We start from the raw sequence: 23,339 nt of genomic DNA on the forward strand, positions 1-23,339 counted from the left end.
TAGATTGGTCAGCAGGCACCACCCTCTTCTAAGGAGCAACATCATGGCACTTCCCGCAGACGTCACCACCGGCACCTGGACCCTGGACAACTCGCACAGCGAGATCGGCTTCACCGTCCGCCACGCAGGCATCAGCAAGGTCCGCGGCCAGTTCAAGGAAGCACAGGCAACCCTCAACCTCGGCGAGGATGTGACCGATTCCACGATCAGCGCCACCATCAAGACCGCCAGCTTCGATTCCGGCGACGCCAACCGCGACGGCCACGTCCGCGGCGAGGACTTCTTTGACGTGGAGAAGTTCCCGGAGATGTCCTTCGTCTCCAACGGCCTGGTGGCCAAGGGCAACAGCTACGAGCTGACCGGCGACCTGACCATCAAGGGCGTCACCCGTCCCATCACCCTCGAAACCGAGTTCAACGGTGTGGCCGTGGACCCGTTCGGCAACACCCGCGCCGGCGTCTCCGCCGAAACCACCATCAGCCGCAAGGACTTCGGCCTGACCTGGAACGCAGTCCTCGAGGCCGGCGGCGTCCTGGTCAGCGACAAGGTTGCCATCAACCTGGAGCTGGCCTTCATCGCTCCCGCAGCCTAGTCAAGGCTCACCCGGAACCCCGGCACCGGCTTCTCCAGCCCGGTGCCGGGGTTCCGTTTTTAAGTCGTGTCGCCCTTTGTGCTGCCCTTTGTGCCGCCCTGCGCAGGGAAGCCCGGGTTTGTTGCGCGGGGGCAGTCCCTGCACAACGAACCGCGGCGTCACTGCGGATCACGGACCTGCCGCGGGCTGTGGAAACCGCGGCGCGACTACAGTGAGGGCCATGAGCAACTCTGAGAATGCCAGGCCCCGCACCGGTTTCTCCACCATGTTCTCGGTAGCCGGCCTTCCCGCAGAGCTCAAGGTCTCGTTCTGGATCTGGTTCCTCGGCGGCATCCTCGGCCTGCTCGGCGGACTGCTCGGCATGCTCGCCTCGCTGACCCTCTTTGCCGCAGCGCCCGGCGCGGCCCTCGGGGTCCTGTTACTGATGCTGTTGGCCGCCAGCGTGGGCACCGCGCAGATCATCTTTGCGTTGCGGATGAAGGAAGGCAGGCAGTGGGCACGGTTGGCCCTCACCCTCCTGACCGCCGTCACCCTGGTCCTTGCCCTGGCCAACCTGGCCATGCGCGTTGGCCAGGGCGGCAACTGGGCAGGCTTCCTCATCAGCCTTGCGGCAACAGTCCTGCTGTGGCTGCCCCGTTCACAGGCATGGTTCGCGGCCGCACGCACCGGGAGCGGCACCGGTACAGGCACCAGCTGAGCGTGGGACGGGCAAGAGCTCCCAGCGGGGCGCACCCGCGGAACGGCGGGCCGAATACCTCCTTGGGAATGGCCCATAAGCGGCCGGTCCGGGGGTACGGTGGACTTAAGCCATGCTGGGGGTAGGGCCAGGACCGAAACCCGGCAGCCCACTTGGATCCCGACATGCAGAAGGACAGCTCATGAGTAATCCTCCCGTCCCGCCCGTGCCCAACGACCCCGAGCAGGGCAACCAGCAGCCGCGCTACGGTGAAAACGCTCCCCAATACGGCCAGCAGTCCGGACCGAACGCACCGCAGTACGGCCAGAACCCGCCCCAGTACGGCCAGTCCGGTGCGCCCCAGTACGGCCAGAACGCTCCCCAATATGGCCAGAACCCGCCGCAGGCGCCGGCCTATGGACAGCAGCCGTACGGTCAGCAGCCCTACGGCCAGTCCCCGTACGCCCAGTCTCCGTATGCGCAGTACCCGTCCGAGCAGCCGCAATCCACGGGCAGCAACGGCGTGCCGCAGCTGGTCAACATTTCGTTCTGGCTGCTGATCGCCTCGGCCGCGATTTTCGTCATCTCGATGCTCACCGGCCTCACCCAGTTGGACGATCCGGTGTTCCGCCAGACCTTTGAGCAGCAGGTGGAGGGCACCGGAGCCGGAGTCTCGTACGAGGACATCAAGGGGTTCATCGCCGGCACGCTGGTGGTGTTCGCCATCATCGGCGCCGGGCTCTACCTGCTGGTGGCATTCTTCATCCGGAAAGGCAAGAACTGGGCCCGCATCCTGGGCACCGTGTTCGCCGCGCTGTCCGTCATCGGCCTGTTCGGCGTTCCTACGCTGGGCACCGTCGGCACCCTCCTGGGGATTGCCGCCATCGTCCTGCTGTACCTGCCGGCGGCTGCTCCGTACTTCCGTAAGCAGCAGCCCTTTGCCAACCCGTACGGCGGCGGCCTGGGCAACCCCTACGGCCGGTAACCAAGCACCTCCCACACCTGCGGGCGTGGGTCCCGGAACTGCCGGAGCTATCAGGCAGTCTGTCCTGGGGCCTGCGCCCGTTGTGCGTGGTAGGCCAGGATCTGCAGTTCTGTGGCCATGTCCACTTTGCGGAGATTAACCCCCTCCGGTACCTGGAGCATCACGGGGGCGAAGCTCAGGATGCTGTGCACACCGGCGGCTACAACCCGGTCGCAGACGCCCTGGGCCACGGCGGCCGGAAGCGCCAGCACCACCATATTCGCCCCTGTCCTGCGCAGGACGGTTTCCATGTCTGCCACGTCGCTGACCCGCAGCCAGCCCACTTCGTTGCCCACCACCATCTGGTCGGCATCGAAAATAGCCACGACGTCGAAACCGCGGGATTCGAACCCGCCGTACCGCGCCAGGGCCTTGCCCAGGTTGCCGGCACCGACGATTGCTACCTTCCAGTCATGGGTCAGGCCCAGGGCCGCTGCGATGTGCCGGCTCAGGTACTGGACTTCGTAGCCCACCCCGCGGGTACCGTAGGAGCCCACGTGGGACAGGTCCTTGCGCAGCGTGGCAGAGCTGACGCCGGAGGCTTCGGCAAGGGATTCAGAGGAGACGCGCTCCACTCCCTCGGCCAGCAGGGTGTTCAGGGCGCGTAAATAGAGCGTCAGCCGGGCCACCGCAGCGGGCGGAATCTGTTTGGCCGGCGTGCCCGTGCTGTCCGGAAGGTCCGGGACAGCCTGGGGGGTTGAATCCAGCGAAGCCACCAGCCCCTCCCTCGCATCGCGTTGTGACTCCACTCTAGAGCCCTCCCGCCGAAGCCAACAAAGCAGGGGGAAACAAAGCAGGGAGCAACAATGGACGCACCATCACCGGCACTGCTCTCCTACTGCGCCATGGCCCGCTGCAGCACGCGTTCCAGCCGGATCTCGTCGATTTTCCAGAAGTCGCGCTGCACTCCGTCCACCAGCACCACGGGAATCTCCTCGGCGTAACGCTCCCGCAGTTCCGGCTGGTTGTCCACGGGCTCTTCGGTCCACTCAAGGCCCAATGAGGCAGTGACCCGCCCGACGGCGTCGCGCGCTTCGTCGCAAAGGTGGCAGTCAGCTTTGGTGATCAGGACGACGCGGGGTGTGGCCATGGGTTAACCGTAGTCCCGTTCACGGTGCCCGGCGGCGCCGACGCCGTCCAGCCGGTGGATTGACTAGACTCGACTCCATGCCCGAGGAGAAGTACGTCGCCGTAGTCACCAAACCGGTTGCTGCGCCGCAGCCCGGCGAGGCGGCATTCTTCGATGTGGACAACACCCTCATGCGCGGCGCCAGCCTCTTCCACGTGGCCCGGAAGATGCACCAGCGCGGGGCCTTCACCCTTGCCCAGGCAGCCGGCTTCGCCTGGAAGCAGTTCAAGTTCGTGGCCCGCGGCGAAAACATGGACGACGTCCACGCGGTCCGCGACTCAGCCCTCACCCTGGCCGCGGGCATCACCGTGGATGACATCAAGGCCCTGGGCGAGGAGGTCTACGACGAAATGATAGCGTCCAGGATCTGGCCCGGAGCCAAGGCCCTGGCCGAGCAGCACCTCCGGGTGGGCAGGCGCGTGTGGCTGGTGACCGCCACCCCCATCGAGGTGGCCACCGTAATCTCCACCCGGTTGGGACTCACCGGAGCGCTGGGTACGGTGGGGGAAGTTTCGGAGGGCACATACACCGGACGGCTGGTGGGAGATATCCTGCACGGCTCGGCCAAGGCAGTGGCGGTCCAGGAAATCGCGGACGCTGAGGACCTGGACCTCAGGCGTTGCTGGGCCTACAGCGACTCCTACAACGACATCCCTTTGCTTACCCTCGTTGGCCACCCGGTGGCCATCAATCCGGACGCCCGCCTCCGGCGCCACGCCCGCGACCATAACTGGCCCGTCTACGACTTCCGCGCAGGCCGCCGCGCAGCAACCCTCGGCCTCAAGGCAGCCACCGCCTGCGGTGCCGTCTACGGCCTGTGGAAAGGCTTCGCCCGAATCCGCGGCCCGCGCATCTAGGCAGCTGGAAACAGAAATGCCCGCCACCTCGGAAGGCGGCGGGCATTTCCACGCTGTTTGAAGTATCTCTACTTCTTGTTGCGGCGCTGGTGACGGGTCTTGCGAAGCAGCTTGCGGTGCTTCTTCTTGGCCATACGCTTGCGACGCTTCTTAATAACTGAACCCACGAAAGTTCCTTACAAACTAGATGCAGTACCTGTCTGATGGAAAAGGTTCGTGGACAGAGCTACGAACTGAACAACTGACAGATTCTTACAATGACGTAAAACGTTCCTTAACAGGGTAACGCCTATCCGGGGCGGCTTCTGACCGGAGGGGCCCGGACCGGCGGAAATACGCAGTTTGCGACGTAACCGCGTCAGGCAGTTTCGGTATGGCCGTCCACCACAGCGCCCTTGAGGTACTGTTCCACCGCGTTTTCCGGAACCCGGTAGGAGCGGCCGAACCGCACCGCGGGCATCTCGCCGGCGTGGACCAGCCGGTAGACCGTCATTTTGGAGACACGCATGACCTGGGCTACTTCAGCCACGGTCAGGAACTTCGCGTTGGAGAAGTTCTGTTCTGCCGACATTTCCCTATTTCCTTTGCTGACGGATGGACAACAGTGACCCCAGGTACGTGCCAATGCGGTGTTCCGATGCTGAGCCATCCACCAACCACCTATCTAGATACTCTAGATGTTGCTGTGGCAGATGTGAAAGTAGTGCGCTCCCCTATTTCCCTCCCCTAATTCAGTGCCCGGCGCTTGCGTGCGGAGGCAGCAAGCTGGTCCAGCACGGAAACGGACACATCCCATTCCATGCACGCATCGGTAACGCTCTGGCCGTAGACCAGTTCGGCGCGGCCGGCTGCGTGCTCGGCAACATCGAGGTTCTGGGCTCCGCCCACCAGGAAGCTTTCGAGCATAATCCCTGCGATCGCCTGCGCCGTGGCGCCACCGTCCTCGAGCTGGGCGCCGATTTCCAATGCCACTTCGGCCTGGCGGTGGTGACTCTTGCCGCTGTTGGCGTGGCTGGCGTCAACAATGAGGCGCGGGTTCAACTGCTTGCCGGCGAGCTTGGCGGAGGCAGCTTCGACGTCCGCCGCAGAGTAGTTCGGTCCCTTGCGGCCGCCACGGAGGATGACGTGGGTGTCCGGGTTTCCGGCTGTGGCCACCAGCGCAGCCCGGCCGTCGCCGTCAATGCCAAGGAAAGCCTGGGCTGCCGCGGCAGCACCGCACGCGTCAATGGCCACCTGGAGGTCGCCGTCGGTCCCGTTCTTGAAGCCGATGGGCATGGACAGGCCTGAGGCGAGCTGCCGGTGGATCTGGCTTTCGGTAGTGCGGGCCCCGATGGCGCCCCAGGAAATCAGGTCCGCCATGTACTGCGGGCTGATGGGCTCAAGGAATTCAGTGGCCGCGGGCAGCCCCAGCGCGGTGACCTGCTGCAGGAAGTGCCGCGCGGTGCGCAGGCCGGTGACCATGTCGTGGCTGCCGTCGAGCCGGGGATCGTTGATCAGGCCCTTCCAGCCCACGGTGGTGCGGGGCTTTTCGAAGTAGGTCCGCATCACGATCAGCAGGTCTTCCTTGTGCTTCTCGGCCTGGCTGACCAGCCGGCGGGCGTACTCCAGCCCGGCCTTTGGATCGTGGATGGAGCAGGGCCCCACAACCACCAGCAGGCGGTCGTCCACGCCGTCCATGATGGCGCGGACTTCGTCGCGTCCGCGTTCGACGACGCCTGCCGCCTCGGCTGCCAGGGGCAGTTCCGCGATGAGTTCCTGCGGAGTGGGCAGCGCGGTGAATTCGCTGACGCGCAGGTTCGACGTGGACTTTGCCGTGGATTCCGTCCGGAGGTGGCCGGTGGCGGTGTTTGCGGGGGCTGTTGCGGTGCTCATTGTGGGTCCTGTTCCAGGTGGGAAGCGGGCCCAGTCAGAACCCGCCGGAGAAACGGCGAAGGGCAGAGAATAATCTCTGCCCTGTTGGCTCTGAAGGAAAGTTGGATGCGTGTCAGTTAGACGCGGGCCCCTCCAGAGCCAACGAAAAATACGCATACCAACGGTTAGTCATGCCATGACCATAACCGCCAAGCCACGGCCGGCGCAAAGTGTTACGCCGGATCACGGGAGAGGCTGGCCACCAGTTCCGCGTGCTTCTGGTCCGTCAGGCGGTACCAGTACATGATCCCGACGGCGGCCAGCACCAAGGCTCCGGGCAGCAGCCCCGCCGCGGCCCGGATGGCGAGGGTGGCTGCATCGGACTGCTCGGCCGTGCCCGAGACATAGCCACCCCAGGCCAGGGAGAAGGCAACCAGGCCGCCGCCAAAACCCATGCCCAGCTTCCGGGTGGCCGCCAGCAATGCGTAGTTGATCCCCTGCACGCGCACGCCGGTCTTCCATTCGCCGTACTCCACGGTGTCCGCGACCAGCGCCCAGGTGAGGATGCTGACCGAGGCTGAGGCCAGGAGCCCCAGGACGAGCCCGGCCAGGCCCAGCAACGGGACGCCTGCAGGCGCCAGGAACACCAGGGCGCCGCCCACCACCCCCAGTCCCCCACCAGCACTGTAGACGGCCCTCTTTCCCCACCGCGCCACGGGACGCGGGATCAGGAACGCCAGCATCAAGGTGATCACCACCTGGGCAGCGGCCATCACGGGGAACAGGTCCACCCGGGCCAGGACGTCGCGGAGGTAGTAGAACTGCGCCGCCCCGGTGGCGGACGTTCCGGTCACGAACAGGACGGAACTGACGCACAGGACCACCAGCGGTGAATTGGCCTTCAGTGCCGCGATGCTCTGGCGCAGGGTGATCTTCGGGATCCGGCTGGGGACCCGCTCCACGCATACGACGGCGGTCAGCAGGTACAGCCCCGACCCCAGTACCGCGAAGGCCAGGGTCAGCCAGGTGAAGATCTGCTGCATGTCCTGGCCGGCACCGAGGAGCGGCGCGATAAAGAAGCCCAGGGTGGCCCCCACTGACAGGCCGCCGATGGTCCTGGCCCCGCCGAGCCGGGCGCGGTCCCTGGCGTCCTGGGTCATTGCTCCCACCAGGCAGCCGTAGGGAACGTTGACCATGCTGTACGAGAGGCAGACCAGGCCGTAGGTGCAGTAGGCGTAGAGCAGCTTCAGTGACGGGTCGACGTCCGGAACATGGAATACCGCCACACTCAGCAGCAGCGGAACGAAGCCGAACATCAGGAACGGCCGGAACTTTCCCCAGCGCCTGCTGTGTACGCGGTCCACGATGCGGCCTGCGGCGATGTCCGTGAAGGCATTGAAGATCCGCGCCACCAGCAACAAAGTACCGGCCGCTGCCGGCCCGATTCCCGCAACGTCCGTGTAGTAGACAAGCAGGAACATGTTCCCTGTACTGATGATCATGCTGTTGGCGGCGTCGCCGGCGCCGTAGCCGAAAACGCTGAGCCTGCTGAGTTTCTTCATTGGTTCCTTGGTTCCGGGCGCTGGAAACCGTTTTCTCGCGCCCGCAGAAAGCAACTTACCCCAAAATCTTGCGAAGAAACAGCAGCTGCCTGATCCAGTGGTGCTCCTGGCCGCCTTCGTGGTTGTTGAACCGGTAGACCTCGATCTCCTTCAGCGCACCGGTTCCCGATGATCCAGCGCTGCCGGAGCCGTAGGCATTGAAGCTGGCGAAGACCGTGGAGGGCGGGCAGATGTCATCCATCTGGGCGGCCGAGTACAGCGCAGGCACGGTTGCCCAGCGGGCCAGGTTGACGCCGTCGAAATAGCGCAGGACGTCAAGGATGGGTTCGTACCGGTCCCGGTGCCGCGCCAGGAAGGCCGCGATTTCCGGGTAGGGGCCGCGAGGGGTGATGTCGATAGCGCGCGGAAAGTCCTGGAGGAACGGGACATCAGGCATTGCGGCCACCACACCGTCGAGCCTTCCCGCTACGAGGCCGGCAACCGCCACCACAATGCCGCCGCCTTGGCTGACACCGGCAAGCACCACCCGGGATGCATCCACGTCCGGGTGGGACTGCGCAGCTTCGACCGCACGGAATGCGTCCGTGTAGACCCGCCGAAAGTAGTAGTCTTCGCGGCTGCCGACGCCGCGGGTCATCAGACCGGCATGGGCAACGTCCCCGGCGGAGGGATGCGGGTCTGGCGTCTCCCCCAGCGTCCCACCATAGCCTTGGCCGCGGGTGTCCATGATGAAGTGCGCGTAGCCGGCCTGCGCCCATCGTGTGTCCTGGTTCACCAGCCCCCGGCCGCCGGAATAACCCACGTAATGTACGACGACGGGAAGCTGGCTCCCAGCCTCCCGGTTGGCGGGAAGGTGCAGCCAGCCCTTGACCGGAGCGCCGTCGAATCCGGAAAACGTGACGTCGAAGGTATCGATCACCGAGAGGTAGTTCTCCACCGGCACAAAGGAGGCGTTCAGCGGAAATGCCTGCGCCTCCCCGATGGTGGTGTCCCAGAATTCGCGGAAGTCCGCCGGCGGCGTGACCTCGGAGGTGTAACCGCGGAGCTGGGCAAGCGGGAGGTCGAAGAGTGGCATGAGCCGTCCGTTCCTGTCCTGTTTCAATGGGGCCGGCGCCACAGTGACGCCGCAGGGCTACAGCCGCGAGAGCTCCGGCGCAAAGACCTGCAAGGGGCTGCTGGCTACTACCAGCGCACGGAGTTCTTCGAGGCCGCCGTGAACGGCTCCGGCCGCCCGCGCCTGCACCAGGACGTTGCCCAGTGCTGTGGCTTCCACCGGCCCCGCCACAACTGTCCTTCCCGTGGCGTCTGCGGTGAGTTGGCAGAGCAGGCAGTTCTGGGAACCGCCGCCCACCACATGCACCACATCCACGGACCGTCCGGCGAGCCGCTCCGCGTCCCTGATGGTGCGCGCGTAGCCGGCCGCGAGGCTGTCCATGATGCAGCGGGTGATTGCCGCCGGATCGTTGGGCAGTACCTCGCCGGTGCGCCGGACGGCGGCCCTGACGCGTTCGGGCATGTTATCGGGTGCGATGAAGTAGGGGTCGTCCGCGTTGATGTGCGGCCCGCCCGGCGGCAGCGCGGCCGCCGCGCCCAGCAGGGCGGTAAGCTCCGGCCGGTACCCTTCCTGGGCCCAGGTCCGCTGGCATTCGCTGAGGAGCCACAGGCCGCCCATGTTTCGCAGGTAGCGGATGGTGCCGTCCACGCCGCGTTCGTTGGTGAAGTTCGCCTCACGGCTGGCCTCGGTGAGCACCGGATGCTTCAGTTCCAAGCCCACGAGGGACCAGGTACCCGACGATATATAGGCGAAGTTCTCCTCCTGCGCCGGGACTGCTGCGACGGCGGAGGCGGTATCGTGCGAGCCGACGGCCACCACCTTCGTGTCCTGCGGCAGCCCCACGGCCGCGGCGATCTCCGGCAGGAGCGTGCCGACGGTTTCACCCGGCTGGATCAGGGGCGGGAACAGGTCCTTCCGCAGGCCCAGGGCCGTGAAGAACTCAGTGGCCCACTCCCCCGCCACGGCGTCGAACAGTCCGGTGGTGGACGCGTTGGTCGCCTCCGTCCGGCGCTGCCCGGTGAGGAGGAACGCGATCAGGTCCGGGATCAGCAGCGCTTGCAGGCCGTCCAGGTCCGGCTCGGTGGCCAGCTGGTAGATGGTGTTGAACTGCAGGAACTGCAGTCCGGTGGTCGCGTAGAGGCGGGCGGGGTCCAGCTTCCGGTGCACAGGCTCGACGGCGGTCCGGCTGCGGTGGTCCCGGTAGCTGAACGGCTGCGCCGTCAGCTTCCCGGCGCCATTGACCAGGCCGTAGTCCACCGCCCAGGTGTCGATGCCGATGCTGGCCACCCGCTCACCCTGCACAGCGGCGACGGTGGCCGCTGCTGAAAGCCCCTTGAGCACCTCGGCGAAGAGGGCGTTGAAGTCCCAGCGGAGGCCGCCGTCGAGCTCCACCACGCCGTTGGGAAAGCGGTGGACCACTTCCAGCTCCATGCTGCGTCCGCCGCTGGCCCCGCTGCGGCCCTCACCGGCGTGGACGCGGCCCAGGATGACCCGGCCCGAGGAGGCGCCAATGTCGACGGCGGCGAACACCCTACCGCCGTCGACATTGCCTTGTGCACGAGTTGCGGAACCGCTCATCGCAGGAAGGCTGCGGCCACTCCGGCGTCCACGGGGATGTGCAGGCCGGTGGTGTGGGACAGTTCGTTGCTGGTGAGCACGGCGGCGGCGTTGGCCACGTGCTCGGGCAGGACTTCGCGCTTGAGCAGGGTCCGCTGGGCGTAGTACTCGCCCAGTTTCTCCTCGTCCACGCCGTACACCGCGGCACGCTTGGCGCCCCAGCCGCCGGCGAAGATGCCGGAGCCGCGGACCACGCCGTCGGGATTGATGCCGTTGACGCGGATGCCGTACTCGCCCAGTTCCGCCGCGAGCAGGCGCACCTGGTGGGCCTGGTCTGCCTTGGTGGCGGAGTAGGCGATGTTGTTCGGGCCGGCGAACACGGAGTTCTTGGAGGAGATGTAGATGATGTCCCCGCCCAGGCCCTGGGCGATCATCACCTTCGCCGCGGCCTTGGCCACCAGGAAGGAGCCCTTGGCCATGACGTTGTGCTGGAGGTCCCAGTCTTTCTCGGTGGTTTCCAGCAGCGGCTTGGAGATGGACAGGCCGGCGTTGTTGACCACCAGGTCCACGCCGCCGAATGCCAGGACAGCGGCGTCAATCGCGGCCGCAACCTGGGCTTCGTCCGTGACGTCGGCCTGGATCCCGATGGCAACGTCCGGACCGCCCAGCTCCTCGGCAACCTTTTCCGCGTTTTCCAGGTTCAGGTCCGCAATCACCACGCAGGCGCCTTCCGCGGCGAGGCGGGTGGCGATGGCCTTGCCGATGCCCGATGCCGCACCGGTGACCAGCGCGATGCGGGTGGCGTGCGACTTGGGCTTGGGCATCCGGGCCAGCTTGGCTTCCTCCAGCGCCCAGTACTCGATCCGGAACTTCTCGGATTCCTCGATCGGGGCGTAGGTGGAGATGGCCTCGGCGCCGCGCATCACGTTGATGGCGTTGATGTAGAACTCACCGGCAACGCGGGCGGTCTGCTTGTTGGCGCCGAAGGAGAACATGCCTACTCCGGGCACCAGCACAATGGCCGGATCCGCGCCGCGCAGCGCCGGGCTCTCAGCGTCGGCGTGGCGGTCGTAGTAGGCCTGGTAGTCCTCACGGTAGTCCGCGTGCAGCTCGTGCAGCCGGGCGATGGAGTCCTCGATCGAAGCATCGGCCGGCAGGTCCAGGATCAGCGGCTTGACCTTGGTGCGCAGGAAGTGGTCCGGACAGGAAGTGCCCAGGGCACCCAGCCGCGGGTGCTCCGCAGCTTCGAGGAAGTCCAGGACGACGGCGTCATCGCTGAAGTGCCCCAGTTGCGGCTTGTCCGTGGAGGCCAGGCCGCGGATGACGGGTGCCAGGGCTGCGGCTTTCGCACGTCGTTCGGCTTCCGGCAGGGCAGCGTACCCGGGCAGCTTGGGCCCGAAGGGTTCGGCCTTGCCGTTGTCCCTGATGTACTTCTCGGCCTGCTCGATGATCCACAGCGAGTTCTGCTCTGCTTCTTCGCTGCTGGCGCCCCAGGCGGTGATGCCGTGCCCGCCCAGGATGGTGCCGATGGCCTGCGGGTTGGCTTCCTTGATCGCGGCGATGTCCAGGCCCAGCTGGAAGCCGGGGCGGCGCCAAGGCACCCACACCACCTTGCTGCCGAAGATCTTGGTGGTCAGCGCCTCGCCGTCGGCCGCCGTGGCGATGGCAATGCCGGAGTCCGGGTGCAGGTGGTCCACGTGCGCGGCATCCACCAGGCCGTGCATGGCGGTGTCGATCGAGGGAGCTGCGCCGCCCTTGCCGTGCAGGCAGTAATCGAACGCGGCCACCATCTCGTCTTCACGCTCAACGCCGGGGTAGACGTTCTTCAGCGCGTTCAGCCGGTCCAGGCGCAGCACCGCCAGGTTTTCCGCCTTCAACGTGCCCAGGTCTCCGCCGGAGCCCTTGACCCACAGCAGCTGGACGTCCTCGCCCGTGACGGGATCCTTCCCGGTGCCCTTCGCTGAGGTGTTGCCGCCGGCAAAGTTGGTGTTCCGTTTGTCCGCGCCCAGGCGGTTGGAACGGGAAATCAGTTCTTCAACAGTCTTGTTGCCTGTGTTTTGCATATCTGTGTTCTGCATGGTCATGCTTATGCGCCCCATCCGGCTTGCTGGCCGCCTGCGCGGTCCTCGTTGATCTTCTTCTGGTAGCCGCTGGCCTTGTAGGCGGCCAGCGGGTCCGCGGGCAGGCCGCGGGTTTCACGCCACTCGGCCAGGACCGGGCGGACGTCCGTGTAGAAAGCATCGTTGAAGACACCGTTCGCTGCCAGGACATCACCGGTGCGCTGGGCTTCGGCCAGGGCTGCGGTGTCCACCAGCAGCGCCCGGGCGGTCATTTCCTGGACATTCAGCACCGAGCGGATCTGGCCGGGGATCTTCTCCTCCAGGTTGTGGCACTGGTCCAGCATCAGCGCGACAGCGGAATCCTTGCCGAAGCCGCCGCCGCGGATCACTTCATGCATGATGCGGAACAGCTGGAACGGATCAGCCGCGCCCACAATGAGGTCGTCGTCGGCATAAAAGCGCGAGTTGAAGTCAAAGGAACCGAGCTTGCCCAGGCGCAGCAGCTGCATCACGATGAATTCGATGTTGGTGCCCGGGGCGTGGTGGCCGGTGTCCAGGCAGACGAACGCCTTCTCACCTAGCGCCAGCGTCTGCGCGTAGGAGGTGCCCCAGTCAGGAACATCGGTGTGGTAGAAAGCGGGCTCGAAGAACTTGTACTCCAGCACCAGGCGCTGCTCGCCACCAAGGGCGGCGTAGATCTCCTGCAGGGACTCGGCCAGGCGGTCCTGCCGGCCCCGCATGTCATCCTGGCCCGGGTAGTTGGTGCCGTCCGCCAGCCAGATCTTCAGGTCCTTCGACCCGGTGGCGTGCATGATGTCGATGCAGTCCAGATGGTGGTCGATGGCGCGGCGGCGGACCGCCTCGTTGGACGAGGTCAAAGAGCCGAACTTGTACTCATCATCCTGGAACGTGTTGGAGTTGATCGTCCCGAGGCCAACGCCCAGGCCCGCCGCGTACTCCTTCAAAGCAGCGTAGTCGTCAACCTTGTCCCACGGGATGTGCAGCGCAACGGTGGGGGCCAGGCCGGTCAGCTCATGGACCTTCGCCGCGTCCGCCAGCTTCTCCTGCACGGTACGCGGGGTGCCGGGAGTGCCGAACACCTTGAACCGCGTACCCGAATTTCCATAAGCCCACGAAGGGACCTCGATGGCAAGCTCCTCGAGCCTGCCCAGCGCCGTTGCTACGTCATTCATGATGGTGGTTCTTTCCGGTGTCTTGGTGTGCTGTGTCTTGGTGTGCCGTGTCTTGGTGTCTGTGGTCTGGCTGGTCTTGCTGTGATGCCGCGCGCCCCGCTGCTGGAGCCGCAGATCGCCTGTCAGCCCGTGGCGGATTCTGCCGCCGCCAGCTGGCTGTCGAGGTTGAAAACTTCCTCAAGGACCTGGAACCCCTCATCTGGTGCCTGGTCCGTGTTCTCGAAGAGTTTTGCCATTTCCGCCTGCCAACGGGCATTGACGTCAGCAAGTGCCATGCGTGCCCGTGCGGCCTCGAAATCGTCGCACTCCAGGTATCCGATCAGGAGACCGTCCTCCGCGAGGAAGAGGGAGTAGTTGTTCCAGCCGGCGTCCTTGAGGGCTTGAAGCATTTCGGGCCACACGGCGGCGTGCCGACGGCGGTATTCGTCCATCAGCGCCGGTTGGACCGACGAACGGAAGCAGACCCTCATTTGGAACTCTCCTGAACCCGTGCATCTTTGAATCGTTTCATTGTTACGATTCAAAGTACTCTTGAACCTGAGTAGGTGTCAAGCATTCCGGGACGGTCTTCTTCAGCAGTATCCGGGATGCACAGGCACTCCGGTCCATCAGCACGGAGAATCATGAACCGCACAGCCAGCATCAAGGACGTAGCCACCCATGCCAGCGTGGCCGTAGGCACTGTTTCCAATGTGCTGAACTACCCGGACAGGGTCTCGCAACGGACCAAGGAGCGGGTGCTGCGCGCGATTGACGAACTGGGCTTCGTCCGCAATGATGCTGCCCGCCAGCTGCGCGCCGGCCACAGCCGCACCATCGGACTGATCGTCCTGGACGTTGGCAACCCCTTCTTCACCTCTGTGGTGCGGGCCGCCGAGGATGCGGCCGCCCTCCAGGGCAGCGCCGTCCTGCTTGGCGACAGCGGCCACGACGCCGGCCGCGAGGCCAATTACATCGACCTGTTCCAGGAGCAGCGCGTCCAGGGCCTGCTCATCTCGCCCGTGGGCGACGTGACCGAGCGCCTGGACCTCCTCCGCGAGCGCGGCGTGCCCACAGTCCTGGTGGACCGGCTGGCCGACGAGGAAAAGTTCAGCTCAGTAGCAGTTGACGACGACGCCGGCGGCTACCTTGCAGCCCGGCATCTGCTGGACACCGGCCGCCGCCGGCTCGCCTTCGTGGGCGGCTCCACCTCCATCCGGCAGGTGGCCGACCGTCTGCAGGGAGCCCGGCGTGCAGTGAAGGAAGAACCGGACGCCACGCTGGAGGTGCTGGTTTCCGAGGGGCAGACAGTCCTGGCCGGACGCAGCGTCGGAAACATGCTGGTGGAGCGGGACCGCGGCGACCTGCCGGACGGGATCTTCTGCGCCAACGATCTCCTGGCCCTCGGTGTCATGCAGTCGCTCACCATGACGCACGATTTCCGGATTCCGGAGGACATTGCCCTGATCGGCTATGACGACATCGACTTCGCAGTCTCCGCCGTGGTGCCCCTCTCGTCCATTCGGCAGCCCACGGAGGCGCTGGGCCGGACCGCCATCGAGCTCCTGACCGAAGAGGTCGGGGCCCAGCATCCCCGGCACCGGGCAGTGATCTTCACTCCGGAACTGGTCGTCCGCCAGAGTACCGGGGCGCCGTCCGCGGACTGACACGCTCCGGGCCGGTTACTCGTTCTCCTGCTGCAGCCACTTCACGGACTCGGTCCTGGACGTGAAGAAGCGGGTGGGGCAGGGCGGGATGTGGACGTCCAGGAAGAAGTTCGCCAGGATCCTGTCCACCGGGCTGGCGCCCAGGAGGGCGATCCTGTTCGCGGCGCACGGGATGGAAAACACCGAACGTGCCGCCCGGGTGACTGATTCGGTGGTGGCCATGTCCACCAGCATGGGGTGGCTCTTATCCCCCGCTATTTCGTTGACGGCCGCCATGGCTGCCTTGGCATCCTGTTGTTCGATCCGGACACTGGGTTCCCAGATAAGGTGGATCAGGCCGTCGGAGCGCAACTCCACGGTGCCCTTGCCACCGTCAACCATTACCGGCTCCATGTCCTGCTCCCTCCCTGTGCAGACTCCCCCATTCTGCTCCTACTTTGACTTCCCGGATCCAACTTAGACCAGCAGCGGGTTCCCGGCGCACTCACAGCCTCTCCTCAGACTTCCTGAACCGTAATCACAGGGCCGGACGATATGAAGGAAACATGACACCTCGCAGAAGGCCGCTACCGGCACTCGTTGTCCTGCTGGGGATCGATGGTGCCGGCAAGTCCACGGCAGCCAGGGAAGTGGAAGAGCTGCTTCCGGGCACACCGGTGCTGGTCCTGGGCAACTACTCGGGGCGGAAAACCATCTCGGCCTTGGCGGAGCGCTTCGAGGTGTCCTTGCCGGTCCATGTTGCGGATGTCCTTGAAACCGCAGTCCGGGTCTTCAACGTCCTGCTCAACCATCTGCGGGCGGCGCGGTTCGACGGCGTGGTCATCATGGACAGGCACCTGTACTGCCAGCTCGCCTTGCGGCAAGGCCGCGGGATCCACCGACGCCGGGCGCTGTCAGCCCTGTTGCGGTTGCTGCCGCCGGCCCAGGCCGTGGTCTATTTCGATGTCACCGCGGAACAGGCGCACGAGCGGGTCACCTTGCGGGGCGAGGACCAGGAGAACCTTGAGGACCTGGAGAAGTTCCGCAAGGGGTACACGGGGTTGGCCTGGTATCCCGGCTTCACCCGAATTGATGCCGGGGGCAGCACCGAGAGCAGCGCCCTGCAGCTGAAGCAGGTTATCACCGGCGTGACGGCATCCGCTGCCCCCGTGTCACAGGTGCAGTAGCCTCCGATCCAATCTCTTGCGGCAAACCCTGTTACTGCTCTTGTGGGCCGGGGGGAGCAGAAGCAAGGATTGGTTATGGAAGACCTGCGGCACACCGCCAGAGCCCTGCTGCAGCGGAAGGATCTTGGGCTGATCGATCTCTGGGTTCTCTACTGGAACCATGGCGGGCATTGCCACCCCTTTGATTTTGATGCGTTTATCCACGACGTGGTGCCCGCAGCGTGGTTCGATATGGAAGCCCTCCAGGTGGCAGTGGAGGAATTATCCTTCGAGGCCATTGCCTAAAGGCCGCATCATCGCTTCCTTTTCACAGACTGCGGTGCCAGGTTGTCGTGACTTGGGGGCTGCCACGCGGCGCAGCTTCATGATGGGTGCCGGAGCCCTTGCAATGGCTGCAGCGCTCTCAGGATGTTCTGGAGGAGACATGGTTCGTCGGAAGGACATGTCACTGAATTTTGCTGCCGTCAGTGCCAGGCCCGGATGCGAGCCGGGGCAGGAACTTGTTCCCCGGCAGCAGGGCCTGGGCCTGGAGCCTGTCCGGGACACGCTGCTCTACGTCCCATCCGGGCTGCAGCCGCGACAACCGGTACCACTTATCCTCCTGCTTCACGGCACCGGGGGCGAAGCGGCCGGCGGTTTGTCACTGCTGTCCGCCTTTGCCGAAACGCACAAAATCGTCCTGGCGGCACCGTCTTCCCGGGGCTCAATCTGGGACGGTGTCGGAGGCGCCTTCGGCCCCGACGTACACATGATCAACCGCGCCCTGGAACGCATCTTCACACTGGTTTTGGTAGACCCGGGCCGTATCGCCGTGGCTGGCTTTTCGGACGGGGCTTCCTACGCGCTGGCCCTTGGCTTGGCCAATGGGGACCTCTTTTCGAGGGTCATTGCCTTCTCCCCGGGATTTGTCCCGCCCGTCCCGCACAGCGGCCGGCCCCGGTTCTTCGTTTCCCATGGAGACGGCGACACCGTCCTGCCGATTGACCGCACCAGCCGCCGGCTGGTGCCCGCGCTCCAGGCAAACGGCTGCGACGTCACCTACCGGGAGTTCCGTGGACCGCACACCATACCGGCAGGCATCGGCCAGGAAGCTGTCGACTGGCTGCGCTGGCAAAATTAGCGGAACCGGAAGCTAGAGCCTTTCCACCACGAGGTTGCGGTAGGCCGCGCGGAGCGGAGCCATCTGCCGGAACCCCAGGTAGCCTCCGCCCAGCACCCTGTCCGACGGATCCCGCCAGTCGAAAAGCGGGAGAGAATTGATGGAGAACGCCACCCTCCGGCCGTCCTTCACCACCTCCAACCGGTAAGAGTCGACTGCGTCCTCAGCCGGCGGCAGCGGATCCGCGCCCTGGGCCACGAGCTCAAAGCCGGCGCTCTTGCGCAGGTTGCAGGTCCGGAAGGCCCGCTCAGACCGGTATTTATGCCGGAAGTAGGAGACGTGGAGGGCGTCGATGTCGCCCGAGTGGTACTGCGGGTAGTAGCCGGTCCGGGGTGCGAGCGCCGGGGAAAACAGGTCCTGTCCGCCGTGCCCGTTGGCTGCGAAGAACAGCATGGCCAGACCGGGTTCCTCAAGCGGCAGGAACTCCCAGGTGATTCGCACCCTGTCCGGAAACTCCACCGGGCACCAGAACGTCCAGTGCGCGTGGTCCCCGAACTCCTCGTCGTCCAGCGACCCGGACAGCTCAAGGGCCTCTCCGCGGCTGCCCAGCCTCAGGGGCCCTTCGGCCACCCAGTCCGCCACATCCTCCGGACCGGTGAGTGCGTTGCGGTAAAGCACCTTCGTTCCCACGCCCGCGGTCCCCACCTAGCCGCGTCCCGCCGTCGTACTTGACCGCAACGCGGGGTCATTTTCAGCCCAATTTTCGCCCTTTATCGGGCCGGACGGGACCCCGCGTTGCTGTGGTCCGAAGCCCAAACGCACGAGTTGCCGGGCAACCTCGCCAGCCACCAGGGCGGCGCCCTGCTGCGAGAAGTGCGTGTTGTCCGTCAGCCCGTCCGGCCAGTGTGCATGTTCATGCAGTGCAAAATGGCAGAAGAGGGCCTTCGAACCGTCCCGTCCCAGCCGCAGGTACAGCGCGCGGGTCCATCCGTTCAGGTCGATCACCGGCACCCCCAGCTCCAGGCCGATCTCCCGGGCCACCTCCGGATAATCCTCCAGGCTCTCCTCCAAAACAGCGTCCGACGACGGCCTGTCCAGGAAGTGCCGCCGCTCCACCGAGGTGCACAGCACGGGCAGCCCGCCCAGGGCCCGGACCTCCGCCACCATGGTGCGAAGGTTGGCGGCGTAGCCTGTCCGTGCCGCGAGGTGGGGCTTTTTCTGGTCGTTGTGGCCGAACTGGATCAGCACCAGGAAGCCGTCGCCCGTCTCCGCGAGCAGCCCGTCCCACAGCCCCTCCTCCCGGAAGGACTCCGTACTGGCCCCGCCCTTGGCGAAGTTGTGCACGGCGGCCCAGGTGAAGACGTGCGGGGGCAGCTGGGCACCCCAACCGCTCATGGGGTACTCGTGCGTGGGGCAGTTGGCGACCGTGGAATCTCCGGCGAGCAGGATTTTCATGGATCAGCCCTTGACCGAGCCGATGAGCATGCCCTTGGCGAAGTGCTTCTGCAGGAACGGGTAGAAGATCAGGATGGGCAGGGTGGCCACCACAATGACGGCAAACTTGATGCCCTGTTCCGGCGGGATATAGGCGGGGTCCACATTGCCTGTGCCCAGGAGGTCGGACGCTGCCGTGACCTGGCGCAGGTACATCTGCAGGGTCCACTTGGAGTTGTCGCTGAGGTAGAGCAGCGGTGACATGAAGTCGTTCCAGATGCCCACGGCGTAGAACAGGGCAAACGTGGCCAGGACGGGCTTGGACAGCGGCAGCAGGATCCGCCACAGGATCCCGATCTCCGTGGCGCCGTCCATCTTGGCCGATTCCTCCAGCTCCGCGGGGAGTTCCTGGAAGAAGTTCTTGATGATGATCAGGCTGAACGGGTTGATCGCCGCCGGCAGGATCAACGCCCAGTAGGAGTTCAGCAGGCCCAAATCCTTGACCAGCAGGAAGGTGGGGATCATGCCGCCGGAAAACACCATGGCAAAAACCACCAGGGACAGGATCACCTGCCGGCCGCGCAGGGTTTTCTTGGCCAGCGGGTAGGCCATGGTCACCGTGAAGGCGAGCTGGATCAGGGTGCCCACGGCGGTGACCAGGATGGTGGTGACGAGCGCCCGGATGAACGCAGGCGTGGAGAAGATGTACTCGTAGGAGCCCAGGGTGAACTGTTCGGGCCAGACGAAGAACGCGCGCCGGGTGATTTCCGCTTCGTTGGCGAAGGACCCGGCGATCACGTAGATGAACGGGAGCAGGGTGACGATGCCGATCAGGGACAGGAAAACGTAGTTGACGGCGTCGAAGACCCGCCCGCCGGTGGTGTTGTGGATTTTCATGGCTAGAACAGTCCGCTCTGGTTGAAGCGTTTGGCCAGGGCGTTGGTGCCGAAGATCAGCACGATGCCCACCAGGGATTTGAAGAGCCCGACGGCGGTGGAGTAGCTGTAGGCGCCCTGCGTGATGCCCACGAAGTACACGTAAGTATCGAAAACGTCAGCCACTGACCTGTTCAGGGCATTGGTCATCAGGTAGATCTGTTCAAACCCGGTGTTCAGCATCTGCCCGATGGCCAGGATCAGCATCACGATAATGGTGGAACGGATCCCCGGGAGGGTGATGTGCCAGACCCGGCGGAACCGGCCGGCGCCGTCAATGATCGCCGCCTCGTACTGGTCCTGGTCCACCGTGGCGAGCGCGGCGAGGAAGATGATGGTGCCCCAGCCGGTGTTCTTCCAGATTTCCTGCAGCACAATCAGCGGACGGAACCAGTTGGGATCGGACAGGAAGTCGATGTTGGTGCCCATCACCGAGTTCAGGAACAGGAACAGCGGGCCGAAGTCCAGGGCAAAGAGCAGGAAGCTCAGGGACGCCACGATGGTCCACGACAAAAAGTGCGGGATGTAGACGAGGGTCTGGACGGTGCGCTTGAGGACCGAAAGCCGGACCTCGTTGAGCAGCAGCGCCAGGACGATGGTCAGCGGAAACGCGATGCCCAGGTTCAGGAACGCCAGGATCAGGGTGTTGCCCAGCAGCCTCGGGAAGTCCGGGTTGGAAAAGAAGTCCTGGAAATGCTGGAACCCCACCCAGGGGCTGTCGTTCACGCCCAGGAACGGAACGTAGTCCTTGAAGGCGATGCTGACCCCGTACATGGGGCCGTAACGGAAGACGGCGAAGTACACCACGCCTGGCAGCAGCAGCAGGTACAGCCATTTGTAGTGCGCGAAGTGGACGGAGAACCTGCCCCGCTTCCGGGGAGCGGGCACGGTCTGCGCGCGCTCCCCAGCCTGGGCGTCAATGACAGGGGCTGCCATTTACTTGTTGTCCTGCCAGAGCTTGTTGATCTCTTCCTTGACCTTGTCGCCGCCGCTGGTGCTCCAGAGCTTGATGGCGTCCTTCAGGCCCTGCTCATCAATCTGGCCGGCCAGGTACTTGATCCGCGCGTCAGCCACGATGTTGTCCAGCTGTGCACCCTTGGCCACGTAGGTGGCGGAAACGTACGGCGCCGCCGGGTTGTAGACGGCACTCTTGAGGTTTTCCGCCATCACTTCCGTGCGCTTGTCGAAAACCTGCTGTTCGTAGTCGCTGGGCTGCTTCACAGGGTAGAACCCGTTGCCGGCCACGTTCATGCCGAGCTGCGCGTAGCTCTTGATATCCGTGGTGACTGCCTTGCCGTCCTCAGTCTCGGGCTTGATGGTGGCGGCCTTGCCGTCCTCCACGGTGAAGTTCACGCCTTCGATGCCGTTGTTCATCAGGACGGCCACGTCCTTGCCGTTCATGGTGTTCAGGAATTCGAGAACGGTCTTCAGTTCAGCTTCAGTGCGGACGCTGGACTTGGGAATGGCAAGGAAGCCGGAGTAGCCCTCGGTGGGATGCGCGCGGAGTTCGCCGTCCGGGCCTTCGAGATTGCCCACGAAGCCCACCTTGTTCTGGAAGTTGTTCGGGTCTGCCTGCTTGAACAGGTTGATGAGGACGCTGACCCGGGAGTCGACGTCGACGATGATGCCGCCCTTGCCGTTGAGGAAGGGTTCGTTCCACTTGGTGGGGTCAAAGGTGGCGAAGTCCGGATTGATGAGTTTTTCGTCCACCATCTTCTTGATGAACCGGTCGGCCTCGAGGAATTCCTCGGTTTCGAAGCTCGGGATCAGTTTCCCGTCCTTTTCCGTCCAGCGGTTTCCGGCGCCATACCAGGTCTCGATGAAATCGTAAGGGCTGTAGGTTCCCAGCGCGCCCCACTTGGGGATGGTGATGCCCCAGGTGTCATCCTGGCCGTTGCCGTCCGGATCCTGCTCCGTGAAGGCCTTGGCAACCTTGTACAGGTCCTCGGTGGTCTTGGGCGCTTGAAGGCCCAGCTTGTCCAGCCAGTCCTGGCGGAACATCACAGCAGTACGCATCGGGGCACGGCCGCGGTAGACCCCGAAAACCTTGCCGTTGATGCTCGCGTTCTGCTGGATGTCCGGGTACGTGGTCAACAAGTTCGGGTACTCAGCCAACTTGTCCGTCAGGTCCCAGAAGGCGCCGGCTTCGGCGTTCTTGACGAAACCGGGCGTCTTGCCTTGGATGACCATCACGTGCGGGATCTCAGAGGAGGCCAGGGTGATATTGGTTTTGTCCTCATAGGAGGCGTTGGGCGCCCAGGTGATGTTGAGGTCCTTGCCTGTCAGCTCCTCGAGCTTCTTCTGCACGGCGCCGTCTGCCGACGGCGGCTGGGCTTCGAGGAAGGGAGCCATCACGTTCACAGTGGAGATGTCAGCGGACTGTGTTTCACCCCCGCCGCAGGCCGTCAGGGTGAGTGCCGTGGCGGTAACGACGGCGGCGGCCAGGGAAATTCTTCTGCGGATCATTTTTGTTCCTTTTCCACTTCTTCGGGGTTGGTTTTGCCGTCACCGGCAGCGTTGGGCACGGGCAGCAAAAAGGTTGAAAGGGATAAAGCCGGGTGGGTGTCCCGGCGCGCGCAGGAGTCTGCGCCAAGGCGGGTTTTTCTGAGGTTTTGTCTTCAGTGGCAGGCAGGTGCCGTGCCGGGTTCAGCCCTTTGCGGTTTCGAGGACGCCTTGCAGCGGGCGGCCCCGACCGGCCGGGGTAGTGTCCTCGTGGCCGGCAGGGTGCTGTTGTTGTTCGGCAAACGCGGCCATGGAGTCATCGTTGGCCGTGAAGAAGCGGTCGCACAGCCATCCGGTCAGGAACAACCAGGCTCCCACGCTGAAAAACGGGATCAGGCCGGGGACTGCGCCACTGGCGTAGACCACGGCGGCGGATACAAAGAGCAGGATGACTGTCCCTGCCAGATGCCGCACGGCGAACCGCGATGACATCAAAAAGTACTGCGCTACGGGCAGCTCGTACCGTGCATACATCGGGAACAGGTAGCAGACAGCCCCCGCCAGGAAGATGGCCCCGACGAACGTGGCCGCCGCGCCCAGCTGGGACGGAAGATCACCGCCGCCTGAGAAGCGGTTCCAGTTCATGGCCAGGGCTGCTGCTACGCCCATCAGCGGCAACGCCAGCGCGTTGCCGCGGACAAAGTTCCGGACGTATTCGCGGGCAAACCCGGGCAGGAGCCGGGCCGCTTCGCCAGCGGCCCTTTTGCGGACCAGGATCTGGGCGGCGGCTGTGGCAGGGCCCGCCCCGAGGACACCTAAACCCAGGACAGTGAAGCTGAGCCACAGCAGGTTCAGGCAGGCGATCCAGAGGAGCGTGTCAAAGAACGAGTATGCTCGGGCGTTCCACGAGGACGTAGCCATGGCACGGCTCCCTTCGGTTCTCCATCGTTGCAGGCACGAGGACCTGGGTGGTCCACGTCACGTAAGTAATCGGTTTCTCGAAAATCTAGACCGCGCTTACGGGGTAGGTCAAGCCAAAATTTGAATCGTTACATTCTGGAC

26 protein-coding genes are annotated in these 23,339 nt (G+C 64.8%); 8 read left to right on the forward strand and 18 right to left on the reverse strand.

The features are described 5' to 3' along the window. Positions 1–43: 43 nt before the first annotated feature. The 3 genes from FBY31_RS09655 (at position 44) to FBY31_RS09665 (ending at position 2,253) form a co-directional block, all read left to right on the forward strand. Complete coding sequence (locus tag FBY31_RS09655; protein WP_142039869.1) at positions 44–592, forward strand: YceI family protein; 549 nt, start codon at positions 44–46, stop codon at positions 590–592. A 220-nt stretch (positions 593–812) separates the two neighbouring features. Beyond that, on the forward strand, positions 813–1,289 hold the full coding sequence (locus tag FBY31_RS09660; protein WP_142039872.1) for a hypothetical protein: 477 nt from the start codon (positions 813–815) through the stop codon (positions 1,287–1,289). 181 nt (positions 1,290–1,470) lie between these two features. Beyond that, complete coding sequence (locus tag FBY31_RS09665; RefSeq protein ID WP_142039874.1) at positions 1,471–2,253, forward strand: hypothetical protein; 783 nt, start codon at positions 1,471–1,473, stop codon at positions 2,251–2,253. Positions 2,254–2,303: 50 nt separating this feature from the next. Here the strand turns inward: FBY31_RS09665 and FBY31_RS09670 are convergent, their stop codons facing one another. Beyond that, positions 2,304–3,008: a redox-sensing transcriptional repressor Rex gene (locus tag FBY31_RS09670; protein WP_142039876.1), complete on the reverse strand. Its 705-nt coding sequence runs from the start codon at positions 3,006–3,008 to the stop codon at positions 2,304–2,306. A 119-nt stretch (positions 3,009–3,127) separates the two neighbouring features. After that, positions 3,128–3,382, reverse strand: coding sequence for a glutaredoxin family protein (locus tag FBY31_RS09675; protein WP_142039879.1), 255 nt, complete (start codon positions 3,380–3,382; stop codon positions 3,128–3,130). Between the two features lie 77 nt (positions 3,383–3,459). Between FBY31_RS09675 and FBY31_RS09680 the strand changes: the two genes are divergently transcribed. Continuing rightward, entirely contained in the window at positions 3,460–4,278 is an 819-nt protein-coding gene (locus FBY31_RS09680; RefSeq protein WP_142039882.1) for an HAD family hydrolase, read from the forward strand. Positions 4,279–4,346: 68 nt separating this feature from the next. On the opposite strand, the gene FBY31_RS09685 is transcribed toward FBY31_RS09680, so the two are convergent. From FBY31_RS09685 to FBY31_RS09725, 9 genes are all read right to left on the reverse strand, one after another. Beyond that, positions 4,347–4,445 (reverse strand): 30S ribosomal protein bS22, encoded by a 99-nt coding sequence (locus FBY31_RS09685; protein WP_003792170.1) that lies wholly within the window; start codon positions 4,443–4,445, stop codon positions 4,347–4,349. A gap of 191 nt (positions 4,446–4,636) precedes the next feature. Further along, complete coding sequence (locus FBY31_RS09690; RefSeq protein WP_050053879.1) at positions 4,637–4,849, reverse strand: helix-turn-helix domain-containing protein; 213 nt, start codon at positions 4,847–4,849, stop codon at positions 4,637–4,639. A gap of 155 nt (positions 4,850–5,004) precedes the next feature. Further along, positions 5,005–6,150 carry a 3-deoxy-7-phosphoheptulonate synthase gene (locus FBY31_RS09695; protein WP_142039885.1) on the reverse strand — a complete coding sequence of 382 codons (1,146 nt, stop codon included), beginning with the start codon at positions 6,148–6,150 and terminating at the stop codon, positions 5,005–5,007. A gap of 212 nt (positions 6,151–6,362) precedes the next feature. Beyond that, a complete protein-coding gene (locus FBY31_RS09700; protein ID WP_142039887.1) occupies positions 6,363–7,691 on the reverse strand; it encodes a glycoside-pentoside-hexuronide (GPH):cation symporter in 1,329 nt (442 codons plus the stop codon). Positions 7,692–7,746: 55 nt separating this feature from the next. Then, positions 7,747–8,766 carry an acetylxylan esterase gene (locus tag FBY31_RS09705; protein WP_142039890.1) on the reverse strand — a complete coding sequence of 340 codons (1,020 nt, stop codon included), beginning with the start codon at positions 8,764–8,766 and terminating at the stop codon, positions 7,747–7,749. A gap of 57 nt (positions 8,767–8,823) precedes the next feature. After that, positions 8,824–10,323: a rhamnulokinase gene (locus tag FBY31_RS09710; protein WP_142039893.1), complete on the reverse strand. Its 1,500-nt coding sequence runs from the start codon at positions 10,321–10,323 to the stop codon at positions 8,824–8,826. Beyond that, positions 10,320–12,401: a bifunctional aldolase/short-chain dehydrogenase gene (locus FBY31_RS09715; RefSeq protein WP_442858169.1), complete on the reverse strand. Its 2,082-nt coding sequence runs from the start codon at positions 12,399–12,401 to the stop codon at positions 10,320–10,322. The genes FBY31_RS09710 and FBY31_RS09715 overlap by 4 nt, the downstream gene beginning before the upstream one ends. Continuing rightward, a complete protein-coding gene (gene rhaI / locus FBY31_RS09720; RefSeq protein ID WP_142039896.1) occupies positions 12,389–13,555 on the reverse strand; it encodes an L-rhamnose isomerase in 1,167 nt (388 codons plus the stop codon). The genes FBY31_RS09715 and rhaI overlap by 13 nt, the downstream gene beginning before the upstream one ends. Before the next feature lie 122 nt (positions 13,556–13,677). Then, positions 13,678–14,025: an L-rhamnose mutarotase gene (locus FBY31_RS09725; RefSeq protein WP_142039898.1), complete on the reverse strand. Its 348-nt coding sequence runs from the start codon at positions 14,023–14,025 to the stop codon at positions 13,678–13,680. Between the two features lie 153 nt (positions 14,026–14,178). Here FBY31_RS09725 and FBY31_RS09730 point away from each other — a divergent pair, with 153 nt between their 5' ends. Then, entirely contained in the window at positions 14,179–15,201 is a 1,023-nt protein-coding gene (locus tag FBY31_RS09730; protein WP_142039901.1) for a LacI family DNA-binding transcriptional regulator, read from the forward strand. A 15-nt stretch (positions 15,202–15,216) separates the two neighbouring features. Here FBY31_RS09730 and FBY31_RS09735 read toward each other — a convergent pair whose 3' ends face one another. Further along, the gene (locus FBY31_RS09735) at positions 15,217–15,594 is read right to left on the reverse strand and encodes a DUF7793 family protein (protein ID WP_142039903.1); all 378 of its coding nucleotides are present in this window, start codon (positions 15,592–15,594) and stop codon (positions 15,217–15,219) included. A 152-nt stretch (positions 15,595–15,746) separates the two neighbouring features. Between FBY31_RS09735 and FBY31_RS09740 the strand changes: the two genes are divergently transcribed. The 3 genes from FBY31_RS09740 to FBY31_RS09750 all read left to right on the forward strand — a co-directional run bounded on the left by FBY31_RS09740 (position 15,747) and on the right by FBY31_RS09750 (position 17,487). Next, positions 15,747–16,367 carry an AAA family ATPase gene (locus tag FBY31_RS09740; RefSeq protein ID WP_142039906.1) on the forward strand — a complete coding sequence of 207 codons (621 nt, stop codon included), beginning with the start codon at positions 15,747–15,749 and terminating at the stop codon, positions 16,365–16,367. A gap of 75 nt (positions 16,368–16,442) precedes the next feature. Continuing rightward, positions 16,443–16,652: a hypothetical protein gene (locus FBY31_RS09745; protein WP_142039909.1), complete on the forward strand. Its 210-nt coding sequence runs from the start codon at positions 16,443–16,445 to the stop codon at positions 16,650–16,652. A 157-nt stretch (positions 16,653–16,809) separates the two neighbouring features. Then, a complete protein-coding gene (locus tag FBY31_RS09750; protein WP_200833346.1) occupies positions 16,810–17,487 on the forward strand; it encodes an alpha/beta hydrolase in 678 nt (225 codons plus the stop codon). Between the two features lie 12 nt (positions 17,488–17,499). Here FBY31_RS09750 and FBY31_RS09755 read toward each other — a convergent pair whose 3' ends face one another. From FBY31_RS09755 to FBY31_RS09780, 6 genes are all read right to left on the reverse strand, one after another. After that, complete coding sequence (locus FBY31_RS09755) at positions 17,500–18,156, reverse strand: DUF1961 family protein (protein WP_235013000.1); 657 nt, start codon at positions 18,154–18,156, stop codon at positions 17,500–17,502. 15 nt (positions 18,157–18,171) lie between these two features. Continuing rightward, positions 18,172–18,921: a rhamnogalacturonan acetylesterase gene (locus FBY31_RS09760; protein WP_142039917.1), complete on the reverse strand. Its 750-nt coding sequence runs from the start codon at positions 18,919–18,921 to the stop codon at positions 18,172–18,174. Between the two features lie 3 nt (positions 18,922–18,924). Next, positions 18,925–19,797: a carbohydrate ABC transporter permease gene (locus tag FBY31_RS09765; RefSeq protein WP_142039919.1), complete on the reverse strand. Its 873-nt coding sequence runs from the start codon at positions 19,795–19,797 to the stop codon at positions 18,925–18,927. A gap of 2 nt (positions 19,798–19,799) precedes the next feature. Further along, positions 19,800–20,771: an ABC transporter permease gene (locus tag FBY31_RS09770; RefSeq protein ID WP_142039922.1), complete on the reverse strand. Its 972-nt coding sequence runs from the start codon at positions 20,769–20,771 to the stop codon at positions 19,800–19,802. Then, on the reverse strand, positions 20,772–22,301 hold the full coding sequence (locus FBY31_RS09775) for an extracellular solute-binding protein (RefSeq protein WP_142039924.1): 1,530 nt from the start codon (positions 22,299–22,301) through the stop codon (positions 20,772–20,774). It abuts the gene before it with no gap. A 180-nt stretch (positions 22,302–22,481) separates the two neighbouring features. Continuing rightward, complete coding sequence (locus FBY31_RS09780) at positions 22,482–23,198, reverse strand: YesL family protein (protein WP_142039927.1); 717 nt, start codon at positions 23,196–23,198, stop codon at positions 22,482–22,484. Between the last annotated feature and the right edge of the window lie 141 nt (positions 23,199–23,339).

The organism is Arthrobacter sp. SLBN-100, assembly GCF_006715305.1.
In the GTDB taxonomy this organism is placed as follows: domain Bacteria; phylum Actinomycetota; class Actinomycetes; order Actinomycetales; family Micrococcaceae; genus Arthrobacter.